Consider the following 433-nt stretch of genomic DNA (forward strand, 5'->3'; position numbering starts at 1 on the left):
CCCTTGCATGTGAATACGTATTTAGTCGCGGCGGCTTTGATTGAAACACATTATGAAAATAAAACCACAAGCTTACTGGGTGATGGACTGGTTTCAGTAGAGTCGGCACTTGGTGAGTATACCGAAGAGCATACTTTGGCAGTACCAGAGGGACATAAAGCGATTTTTTATGGGGTCAATCATATGAATCTAATCTATAGCGATAGAGTGCATCAGCAAATCCTTGCTTGGCTGTTAGATAATAGGTTGGGTGATGCTCATGAAGCGAAATATGCGCTTGATAGTCGTATCTATTCTTTTCCAAAGCAACATGAAGCAGCAGATTAAGGTTTTTTAATCACTATTCATAGCCTAAGAATAATAAAACGGATAAATAAAAACCCTCAAGCATGTGAACTGACCCCCAAATGTTGGACGGTTTAGTTTACCCCAA

1 pseudogene is annotated in these 433 nt (G+C 40.0%); it reads left to right on the forward strand.

Annotated elements, in window-relative coordinates:
- Positions 1-327 (forward strand): annotated as a pseudogene (locus tag CAN34_RS13805) (hypothetical protein); the annotation flags it as partial.
- Positions 328-433 lie beyond the last annotated feature (106 nt).

It is taken from the genome of Psychrobacter sp. DAB_AL32B (genome assembly GCF_002224105.1).
GTDB lineage: Bacteria > Pseudomonadota > Gammaproteobacteria > Pseudomonadales > Moraxellaceae > Psychrobacter.